The organism is Rhodococcus sp. IC4_135 (assembly GCF_011602025.1).
In the GTDB taxonomy this organism is placed as follows: Bacteria; Actinomycetota; Actinomycetes; order Mycobacteriales; family Mycobacteriaceae; genus Rhodococcus_F; species Rhodococcus_F baikonurensis.
The window spans coordinates 1-12315 of the sequence record NZ_JAAOLG010000017.1 but is presented as its reverse complement, the minus strand read 5'-3'; the positions used below and the strand labels follow the sequence as shown (position 1 = coordinate 12315).

Sequence of the window (12315 nt, the reverse complement as noted above, 5' to 3'; positions counted from 1 at the left end):
AACAGCTCGGTGGCGCTCGCTTCGCGGGCGTGCGGCTCGGTGGCTTGAAGGTGTCATGCCCGTTCGGAGTATCCGGAAAACATCGTGAGAAGCCGGGCCATCTCCGGTCCGATGACCGCCATGGCCGGGGCCTCGATCATCTCGTTGTGTCCGCAACGCACCGGCACCTCCACGATCCGTCCCGTCACGAGCGGACGCCATTCCTGTGGCGACCTTTCGCGCGCAATCGTGTCGTCTTTTCCGTCAGCCGGGAAGATCAGCAGGTCTCCCTGGTAGATCTGCGGAACGAACTGGTGGGTGATTCTCTGCGAAGTCTCATACCCGCGGGCAATCCGCTCGAGGTTCCGACCGTCGACTCCCGTTTCGGGCCCGAGCGTCCGGGCCACCACGGCCGCCGCCTCGTCGAAGGTCAGATCTCGGTCGGTCTCGACTTCGAGGCCGAGTCCCCGAAGTAGGTCTCGGACGTCGAGTTCGGCTGACGCAGGCGCATCCCCGTTGTCGGGGTAGCTGTCCATCATGGCCAGTGTGGCGACTTCGCGGTCGGACGATTGCAGTTCGACGGCCATGGCGTGCGCGATGACTCCACCGAGGGACCATCCGAGTAAGTCGTACGGCCCGTCTGGCGAAACGGCCTCCATCTCTTCCACGTAACGATGCGCCAACTGTTCGATCGACTGATAGTCACCGTCGTCGCTGAGTGCGGGTAGCTGAAATCCGTACACCGGTCTGTCCTCGGGCAGATACCGCACCAATCCGGCATACCCCCAGGACAGGCCGATACCAGGGTGCACACAGAACAGCGGTCGCCCACTTCCTTTCGTCCGCAGCGGAACTACCACGGCGAGAAGCTCTTCCATGCCGGCGTCCACGGTCGGCAAGTCGAGGCGTCGAGCGATTCCAGCGGGCGTCGGGTCGAGGAACATCCACTGAAGCGGAATTCTGCGTTGAAAACGGGAGTGCAGTGCGCTGACGATTCGGGTGGCTACCAGGGAGGACCCACCCAAGTCGAAGAAGCTGTCGGTAGTGCTCACCCGGTCGAGACCCAGAACCTCGACGAACGAGTCGACCACGGCGCGCTCGGTATCAGTGACCGGCTCGTGGAACTCGGCGGCAGCCGAACCGAATTCGGGTTCCGGTAGAGCCTTTCGGTCGAGCTTGCCCACCGGTGTCATCGGAATCCGCTCGAGAAGCACCACTGCCGACGGAACCATGTGGGAGGGTAGTCGGTCGGCTGCATACGCCCGTATCTCGTCGCTGTCCGTGGCGTCGGCAGCTGACACGCGCACGTACGACACCAGGACCGTCTCACCCGACGGTCCGACGTGGCCGATGGTGGCAGCGAAGCCCACGGCCGGATGATGCATGAGAACTGCATCGATTTCGCCGAGTTCGATCCGGAATCCGCGGACCTTGACCTGGAAGTCGCTTCGCCCGATGTATTCGAGTGTGTGATGTGCGCCCTCGCCGGACCCGACGATTTCGGCACTGTCGCTTTCGGCACTGGCACCGCCGGACTCATGCCAACGCACGACATCCCCGGTGCGGTACATTCGGCGCCCCGGAGACCCGTACACGCAAGCGACAAATCGTTCCGACGTGAGCGACGCCCGATTATGGTACCCACGTGCCATACCTGGGCCCATGATGTACAACTCCCCCGGCACACCGACCGGGACGGGCTGCAAACGCCCGTCCAGCACCAAGAAGCCGAAGCCCACTGCCGGTGAGCCGATGTTCACTCCCGCACCGGGTTTCATCGAATCGCTGACGCTTGCCTGCACGGTGGTTTCAGTCGGGCCGTAGCCGTTGTGCAGCCTCCGACCCGGCGCCCATTGCGCGACGACCTCCGGCGGGCAGGCCTCGCCCACCAGATCGAGAACACGGAGCGCCTCGAAACCGTTGGCACCCAACGCCGCCAGCGCGGTCGGTGTAATGGTGGCATGTGTGACCTGCTCCTGCCGGAAGACATCGGCCAATTCGGCGCCACCGAACACAGCAGGCGGAACGATCACCACTCGCGCCGACGCACTGAATGCCATCGTCAACTCGAAGATGGAAGCGTCGAAACTCGGCGAGGCCAACTGTGAAACATGAGAGTCGTGTGTGACCTCGAACCTCTCACGAGTTTCTGCCGTGAAGCTCGCCAAACCTCGATGAGTAATGTTCACTCCCTTGGGTTTCCCCGTAGAGCCCGAGGTGTAGATCAGGTAGGCCGGATGATCGAGGTTCAGTTCACCGGTTCGATCGTCATCGCTGATCGGTTTCGGCGACCGCGCGGCCACCCGCCGGGCGAAGTGTGGATCGTCGAGTTCCAGCCAGGGAACAACGTCGGGTAGGTGAGTTCGGCTGGACTGCACAGTCAAACCGAGCGAGGCTCGGCAATCGGCGAGCATGTATTCGACGCGCTCGCGCGGATAGGCCGGATCGACAGGCACAAAAGCCGCTCCGGCTTTGGTCACCGACCAGATCGCCACCACCGATTCGATCGAGCGAGGCATCCCCAGCGCCACGAACGTCTCCGGGCCCACACCCCGACCGCACAACTCCCGGGCAACACGATTCGACCACTCGTCCAGGTCGCGATAGCTGAGCTGCCGATTCTCCAGCGACAGGGCCACCGAGTCCGGATCGATCGCCACCGCGTCCGCCAACAACTCAGGCCACAGTTTCGGAGGTACTTCGGGGAGCCCACGCGCCGGCGTCAACGCGCGACGTTCACGATCGCCGAGTAGATCGATGTCACCGATCGGTACCTCCGGATTCCGGGTCACGGACTCGAGTACACGAACGAACATGTCGGCAAACCCGCTGACCGTGCCGGGGTCGAAGAGATCAGTGGCGAAGTCGACGGCTCCGCTCATTCCTCCCGGTGCACCGCGATCGTCGTACTCTTCGGCGAGCAGGAATTCCAGGTCTACCTTCACTACCTCGAGTTCGGGGTCGATCCCGCGGACTTCCAGTCCCGCCAGGTTCAGGATCGGCCGATCGTTGTTCTGGAATTCGAGGGACACCGAGGAAATCGGCGGATAAGCGCTCGACCGTTTCGGCCCGACCGCCTCCACTACCCGCTCGAAGGGAACGTCGGAATGAGCGAACGCGGCAAGGTCGACTTCGCGGCAATGCGCAACCAACTCCCGGAACGATCGAGCCGGATCCACCTGTGTGCGCAGTGCGAGCGTGCCGACGAACATGCCGACCAGATCATCGAGGGCACGATCTCCCCGGCCGGCGATCGGCGTTCCGATCACGATGTCGTCGGTGCTGCCCAAACGTGCCAGCAAGAGCGCGAGTGCTGCATGCACAGTCATGAATGCAGTGGACTCATGCTGCCTCGACACGTCCCGAATCCGGCGGTGAAGATCACGGCTGATCGAGAAGTGAATCCGCGAGCCGTGAAAACTCTGTTGTGTCGGCCGGTCTCGATCGAGGGGAAGTTCCAAGAGGTCGGGAGCGCCTGACAGTGCGCGTCGCCAGTAAGCCAACTGCTCGGTGATCACCGACCCCGGGTCGTCGGCTGAGCCCAGAATCTCACGTTGCCAGAGCGCAAAGTCGGCGTACTGGACTGGAAGCGGCGTCCACTGGGGTTCCCCGCCGTGCGCGTGGGCCTCGTATGCAATCATCACGTCTCGGGTCAGCGGAGACATCGAGAAGCCGTCAGCCGAAATGTGGTGCACCACTACGGCAAGTACGTGTTCGCACTCATTCATGGTGAACAACGATGCCCGCAGGGGAATTCGTGCGGCGACGTCGAAACCGGCCGAGACCATTCGGGCAAGCTCGTCACGGAGATGATGTTCGTCGGTCACCGATGTCTCGGCCAGTTGCGGCAGCGCGGCGCTCTCGGTGGGCACGATGTGCTGGACCGGTCCGTCGCCGCGGACCGGGAACATCGTTCGCAGCGATTCGTGGCGGGCGATGACATCGGACACCGCTGATCTCAACGCCGGCTTGTCGAGTTCACCGCTCAGCCGCACCACGAGCGGAATGTTGTACGCGGGAGAACTGGTGTCGAGTTGATTGACGAACCACATTCGCTGCTGGGCAAACGACAAGGGGATGTCGTCGGGTCGGGGGCGCGGTTCCAGTCGCTCCGACCGTTCGGCAACCGACTGGTCGATCACCGTGGCCAACTCGGCCACCGTCGGCGTCTCGAACAGGTCCCGCACTCCGACGGTGGCTCCGAGCACCGCCCGCAGCCTCGCCGCGACCGAAGTGGCGCTGAGAGAATTTCCCCCGAGCTCGAAGAAACTGATGTCGGTTCCGACTCGTTCCAGGCCGAGCACCTCTGCGAACTCGTCCGACACCGCCTGTTCGACCGGTCCGACCGGGGGCCGGAAATCCCCTGTGGTTGTGCCGATCTCAGGGCTGGGCAACGCCGAACGGTCGACTTTTCCGACAGCGGTCAACGGAATGTTCTCGAGCACCGTGAGAACGGCAGGCACCATGTGCGCAGGCAAGCGCCGGGCCACGGCGCGAATCAAGACCCCGGTGTCCAGTTGACCTGCCGTAGGCACGACGTACGACACGAGTCGGGTGTCTCCGGTAGGGCCGGAATCGGCAACCGTAACGGCAAATCCGACGTTGGGCTCCGCCGTCAGCACACTGTCGATCTCACCGAGTTCGACACGGAAGCCTCGGACCTTGACCTGGAAGTCGCTTCGCCCGACGTACTCGACACACATGTCCGGCGTCCATCGCACGATGTCGCCGGTGCGGTACATCCGCGTTCCCGGGTCAGCCGGGTTGGCGACAAAGCGTTCTGCCGTCAACCCCGACCTTCGGTGGTATCCCCGTGCCACGCCAGGTCCGGCCAGGTACAGCTCGCCGGGGACCCCGACGGGAACCGCTTGAAGTCGAGCGTCGAGCACCAGTTCGCTGACGCCCCTGACGGGTCCACCGATCGTGATCGGTTCCCCGGCGGCCATCGGCGGGCTGACGTTGGACATGATGGTTGCTTCGGTCGGTCCGTACGCGTTGTACAGGCGGCGGCCAGGTGCCCAGCGTGCGACGAGGTCGGGCGGGCACGCCTCGCCCCCGAATACGACGTCCGCAAGTTGTTCCAGCCCAGCCGGATCCACCGATGCCAGTGCCGCCGTGGTGATGAACGCGTGCGTGACGGCGTGCTCGGCCAGCAGTTGCGCCAGGTCCTCACCCCCGTAGATCCCGGGTGGAGCGATAACCATCGTCGCCCCGGCGCCGAACGCCTGCAGATATTCGAAGAGCGACCCGTCGAAACTCGGAGTGGAGAAGTGCAGCGTGCGTGATTGTGGAGTTGCGCCGTAGCGTTCGACCTGGTCTCGGGCGAAGTTGTCGAGCCCTCGCTGCGTGACCACGACACCCTTGGGCACGCCGGTCGACCCCGAGGTGTAGACGACGTAGGCGGCTGAATCCAAGCCGATCGGACGGAGTCGGTCGTTGTCGGTCAGTGGGCTCCCCGAGAATCCCTCGCACTTCTTCGTGAAGTGCGGATCGTCGAGAATCAGCCACTCCGCGATATCGGGCAGTCGATCTCGGTCAGCGGCGGTGGTCAATCCGAAGCCGACCTTCGAATCGATCAGCATGTGGTTTATCCGCTCGTCTGGATAATCGGGATCGATCGGCACGAATGCAGCGCCTGTCTTGGCGACGGCGAGTATCGCTACCACAGACGTGAGAGAACGTGGGACACCGACTGCGACGTAGTCCTCTGTTCCCAGACCTTGCGAGACAAGCACGCGAGCAATGCGATTGGAGAGGATGTCCAGCTCGCCGTAGGTCATGCTGCCGTCCGTCGATTCCACGGCCGACGCGTTCGGATCACGCTGGGCTGCCGCGTCGAAGATCTCCGGGAAAACACGCGACGACCCACCAGCCGTGCCACGGGCTGGTACCAACTCGGCACGTTCGGACGGGGCGAGCACCGACACCACTGCCACAGGGCGATCCGGCTGGACACACGCTTCTAGTACACGCCGCAGTCGTCCGGCGATCTCTTCGATGTCGGCGGCACCGAACACCTCGGGTAGGTACTCGAATTTCAGGCGGAGCCTGGTGTCGACCGATGCCACCAGGCTGAGCGGGTAGTGGGCAGCGTCCTTGGCTTGGACATCGGTGATCCGGATCCCCGCAGTATCGGTATCGGACGAAAGACCCTGACGGTCAACGGGATACGATTCGAAGACAGTCAACGTGTCGAAGCCGGTCTCCGGCCCGGTGGCTCCTTGGATCTCGGAAAGCCCGAGATAGTGGTGATCCGACAGCTCTGCTTGCTCGGCCTGGATCCGCGCGAGGAAGGTGCCGATACTTTCTCTCGGGCGCAGCGTGATTCGGACCGGAATTGTGTTGATGAACAGCCCGACCATGGTTTCGATCCCGGTCAGCTCGGGAGGTCGACCCGACACCGTCGCACCGAACACCACATCGTCTCTCCCGGTCAGTGCGGCGAGGACGATCCCCCACGATGCCTGAACAATTGTGTTGATCGTCAGTCCGAGTTCACGCGCCATCCCGCGAAGTGAGGCTGTGAATTCCTCGTTCAGATCGAACACCCACTCGGCCGCCATGGTGGAGAGTCGACGCGATCGAACCGCCGGAGCCAGCAGCGTCGGTCCTTCGACTCCGCGCAGCGTTCTCGCCCATACAGCTCTCGAGGCTTGCAGATCGCGGCGGCTCATCCAGGTCAGATAATCGCGATACGCGCGCGCGTGAGGCAAGGCCGCCACTTCACCGTCAGCGGCATAGAGCGTCGCCAATTCCCGGATCAGCAGTGGCATGGACCAGCCGTCCAGAAGGATGTGATGGTTGGTGAGCACCAGCGTGAACTTTTCGGAGGTGAGAGCGATCAGAGTGAATCTGATCAACGGCGCCCGCGCCATGTCGAACGGGCGCGCTCGGTCCTCGGCCAACGCTCGATCACGATCCTGATCTGTTGCACCAGTGAGGACGATTTCCTGCCACGGCGCTGCCACGTTGCTTCGGACCACCTGGACAGCACGGCCGTCCGGTCCGTGAAGGAAGGCGGTACGCAGGTTCTCATGCCTGCGGAGCAGCGCGTCGGCGGCGCGACGCAGGCGCTCCGAATCGACTGCGCCGGCAAGATCGAGAGCCACTTGTACGAGGTATGCGTCGACCGATCGTTCGGCAAGTTCGGCATGGAACAACAACCCCGCCTGCAATGGAGAGAGCGACCAGACGTCGGTCAGGTCGGGGCACCGACTTTCGAGGTCGTCGACCGCGTCCTGTCGAAGATCGACCAGGTCGAAGTCCGAGGGTGTGAATCCGCCGCCGTCCGCCGCGTACTCTCCGAGCCCGGCCAGTGCATCGAGCCACCACTGCGCCAGTTGCCGAACGTCGTCCGCACCCAGAATGTCCGGTGGGAACGTCCAGCTGGCAACGAGCTGCGGGCCGTCCTCGGGGTCACTGTTGTCGGTGTCACTGTTGTCGACGGTCATCACGTTGACCTCGAGAACGCCGGCGAGCGGAAGATCGACGGCCGCAACCGTCCGCAGGTCCTCGTCACGGATCGGTACCCATCCCGCTGAAGCGTCGGAGTCGGATCCACCGACGCGTCCGAGGTAGTTGAAACTGATCTGCGGCACGGGAAGTTGCGAAAGAGTGTGTGCCGTTTCGCGGTTCAGATAGCGCAGCAACCCGAAGCCGACGCCGCGGTCCGGCACCGCCCGGAGTTGTTCCTTGACGGCCTTGGCAGCGACGCCCGCGGCCGGGCCGCCGGCGAAGGCGTCGATCGGATCCACTCCGCTCAAATCGATCCGCACCGGGAAGATCGACGTGAACCATCCCACGGTGCGAGCAAGATCTGCCCCGGGAACCACCTGCTCCTCGCGTCCGTGACCCTCGAGACTGATCAACGTCTCCGGATTGTCGACCCCGCAGTCCATGCGCCAGCGGACCATCGCAAGAGCCAAAGCCGTCAACAAACCGTCCTCGACGCTCCCGTGAATCGCCTGCGGCACTGTCGTCGACACGACCTCGGTCAGTCCCGGGGGAACTCGTACTTCGATGTCAGTGGTGGCCGAGGCGGTGTCCCTCTTCGTCAGAGCGCGCACACCCAGCTTCGGATCGGGACCCTCGAGCACCTCTCGCCAGTAGTCGAGTTCAGCCACCCGATCCGGCTCGCGCGCGGCGTCGACAAGGCCACGTGCCCATCGACGCATCGACGTCCCGACCGGAGCCAGTGAAGGGTCGACGCCTGACTGCATCTGCGCACAAGCAAGTGCCAGATCGGGGATCAGGATTCGCCAGGAGACCCCATCCATCACGAGATGGTGAGCGACGAGGAGCAACCGTTTCTCGTCGTGTGCATCGGTGTCGAGCAAGACTGCCTGCACCATCACCCCGGCCGCCGGATCGAGCCGATCCAGAGCGGCCTCCAGTGCCGTCGAAACCGTCTGCGCCACAGCGCTGTCGACACGCATGCGATGCACGAGTGTCTGGGCCCGCACTGCACCTGGAGGCGCAACGTCCATCCGCCGAACGGAGTCTGGGGGCGACGACGCCCGCAGGCTCGACCGGAGTACGTCGTGATGGTCCACCACGACTTGGATGGCCCGCGTCAGCGTGCCCTCGTCGACCGCGGCAGGAATCGTGAGCAGAACAGATTGTGAGTACCGGCGAAAATCTCCACCACGATCAATCATCCACTTCATGATCGGCGTCAACTCGATCTCACCGACGCCGCCGCCTGGCAACTCGTCGAGCACAACGCGGTTGCCGGCCATTCCAGCCGTCTCGGCCAGCGCTGTCACGGTTTTGAGTTCGAACACCTCCCGCGGTGTGATCAGAACTCCGGCAGACTTGGCGCGCGTCACCAACTGGATGGACATGATCGAGTCACCGCCGAGAGTGAAGAACGAATCGTCGACCCCCACCTCGTCGAGTCCCAGAACTTCGGCGAACAGGTCCGCAAGGATGTTTTCCGTCTCGGAGGCGGGGCCACGGCTCACGGTTGCCTGTCGCCCGAAATCAGGTTCAGGCAACGCTTTCCGGTCGAGCTTCCCGTTCACCGTCAGCGGCATAACCTCGAGAACCGTCACGACAGCGGGGACCATGTGCGGCGCCAACCTCTGAGAGAGATACTCGAGCAACGCCGCCGGAGAGATGGTCGCACCGGGCTCCGGTACCACGTAGCCCACCAACCGGTCTCTGCGGGCCACCACCGCCGACTGAGACACGCCCACTCCGGAGAGCAGCGCAGCCTCCACCTCGCCGAGTTCGATTCGGTACCCCTTCACCTGCACCTGCAGATCGTTTCGTCCGAGGTACTCCAGCTGCCCGCTGTCGTTCCAGCGCCCCAGGTCACCGGACCGATACATACGCGCCCCACTGACCGTGAGGTCGGGAATGAACCGCGCGGAGGTCAGACCGAACCGGCCGAGGTATCCGCGTGAAACCTGATCGCCGGAGACATACAGTTCACCCACCACACCTGGCGGCACTGGATGCAGCCGCTGATCCAGCACGTACACACGCAACCCGGGCAACGCCTGCCCGATCACCGAAGCAGATCCTTCACGCGCCAGCTCACGATCGAGCGGTAGGTGGCTGACGTGCACGGTGGTCTCGGTGATGCCGTACATGTTGACCAGATCTGGTGACGAAGTCCCGCGGCGGGCGTACCAGCGCGTCACCTGTCCGAAGTCGAGGGCTTCTCCGCCGAAGATCACGTAGCGCAATGACAGAGCTCCACCCCCGGTAAGCCGTTCGGCTTCCGCCAATTGATAGAAGGCAGTGGGAGTTTGATTGAGCACCGTGACACGTTCGTGCCGTAGCAATTCGAGGAATGCCTCTGGTGAACGGGCCGTGAAGTAGTCGACCAGTACCAGTCGGCCACCGTGTGCGAGAGCACCCCACATTTCCCAGACCGAGAAGTCGAATGCCTCTGAATGGAACATCGTCCACACATCGCCGCTGTCGAAGCCGAAGAGCGCTCTGGCGTTTGCCAGCAACGTCACCACGTTGCGGTGAGAAACCTGCACACCCTTCGGGCGCCCGGTAGACCCCGAGGTGTAGATCACGTAGGCCACCGATTCGGGTCGGAGCGGTCGCAGCCGATCTCGGTCGGTCACCGGAAGCGGAGAAAACCTGTGCAGCGCAACGCGAATCGCCTGGTCGTCCACGGCAATCACTGGAATCTCGTTGTCTGCGACTGCGTCACTGTCTCGTATGTCGTCGCCGTCGGCCCGAGTGGTCAGCACGCACTTCGGCGCGGAGTCACGCAGCACGAAGTCCACCCGGTCGACCGGAGAGGTCAAGTCCACCGGTATGTATCCGCCGCCGGCCTTCACCACCGCCAGCAATGCCACCATCAGGTCGATCGAGCGGGCCATCGCGACTGCCACCAGGGTTTCCGGCATCACCCCCTGCGCCACCAATAGTCGAGCGAGGCGGTTTGCTCGCTCGTCGAGTTCGCGGTAGGTGACGGACAATCCGCCGCAGCGCAACGCCACCGCATCCCCGGACGTCCGCACCGTGCGATCGAAGAGATCCGACAAAGAATCCTCGTGTGTTCCGACGCCCGAGACCGAGGCCGAGCCCGAGGCCGAGGGCGCACCCAGCACCCCGCTGAGTTCGCCGGCCAGAAGTATGTCGATATCGCCGACGACCGCCGACGGGTTCTCGATCACGGCGCCGATCACTCTCTCGAAGCGCGCCGCGATGCGCGCCACCGACATCCGATCGAAAATATCTGTTGCATAACGGAAACCGGCGCTGATACCGGTGGGATCACCGTGCTCGTCGACGTGCTCCATCACACTCAGTTGCAGATCGAATTTTGCAACCGCGAGATCGACATCGAGCGAGCGAACCGTCAGTTCCGGCAATTCGAAGCGCAGTCCCGTATCGGTCTGGAATTCGAGGAGTACTTGAAAGAGAGGTGAATGTGCGGTGGAACGGTCGGGCGAGAGGTAATCCACCAACCTCTCGAAGGGAATGTCTGCATGGTCCAGTGCACCGAGATCGGTTGACCGCACCGCGGCCAACACCTCGGCAAAGGTTGCTCCGGAAGTGACAGGAGTGCGAAGCACGAGCGTGTTGACGAACATCCCGACCACATCGTCGAACACCGATGCACCGCGACCTGCGACCGGGGTCCCGATCACTACGTCGTCCGCCGTCGTGAGCCGTGCCAGCAGTACCGCGAGAGCCGCATGCATCACCATGAACAGGGACGAACCATTCTGGTGTGCAAGTTCGTTCAAAGCTCGATGGATCTCGGGCGAGAAGTCCATCGAAACCACCGCACCCTCGGCAGACCGTTTCAGCGTCCGCGGTCGATCGAGAGGGAGCGGCGAGACTTCCGGAATACCCGACAGCTTTGCTGTCCAATAATCGAATTCCTCCGAGGACGACGTTTCCGGACCAACTTCTGCGTCAAGGATCTCTCGCTGCCACAGGCTGTAGTCGGCATACTGGACGAGCAGTGGCGCCCAGTCCGGAATCTGCTCCTGAGCACGGGATGTATAGGCGCGCATCAGGTCACGTGCCAATGGTGCCATCGAGAAACCGTCCGCGGCGATGTGGTGAACAACGATCGCAAGAACATGCTGCTCCGGGCCGATTCGGAGTAGCCTCACGTGCAGCGGGAACTCTTCGGACACATCGAATCCGATGTCGAAGAACGCGTGCAAGTCCGTAAAAAGCCGCTCGCCGGGAATCGGCACGGGGTGGATTCGAGGAGCAGCGAGCGCTGGTTCGGCGATCACCTGGTAGGGCCCGTTCGCGGACGTCGGGAAGAGCGTTCGAAGGGATTCGTGCCGTTCCACCACATCACCCAGTGCGGCTTCGAGCGCACCCGAATCCAGGAACCCGTCCAATTGTAGTGCGACGGGGATGTTGTAGAGCGGAGACGACGTGTCGAACTGGTTGACGAACCACATACGCGTCTGTGAGAGCGATAGTGGAATATGTTCTGGCCGTGGCTTACCCGCGATTTCCGAAATCCTCGAACCTTCCAGCCCCGAACCTCGCAGCGCAGCTTCCAGTGGATCGATCGATGCCGCCAGATCAGCGACCACAGGAGTGTCGAACAGGGCCTTCACCCCCACGTTGGTGATCGATTCGGATCTGATGCGCGCTGCGACGCGAGTGGCGCTGAGCGAGTCTCCACCGAGTTCGAAGAAATTGTCATCCGCGCCCACCTGGTCGAGACCGAGTACCTCGGCGACGGCTCGGGCGACCAGAACTTCGGCTCGCGTGCTCGGCATCCGATAGCCCGCGGCTGTAAAAGTAGTGTCCGGGAGGGCTTTACGGTCCAACTTCCCATGCACCGTCACCGGAAACTCCCCCAACACCACCACCACCGACGGCACCATGAAC

1 protein-coding gene is annotated in these 12315 nt (G+C 63.2%); it reads right to left on the bottom strand.

The window, feature by feature from the left end; translation table 11 throughout:
- Positions 1–53 precede the first annotated feature (53 nt).
- Positions 54–12315 (bottom strand): non-ribosomal peptide synthetase (locus G8767_RS24430; RefSeq protein ID WP_166812333.1); only part of this gene is annotated, 12262 nt, incomplete at its 5' end.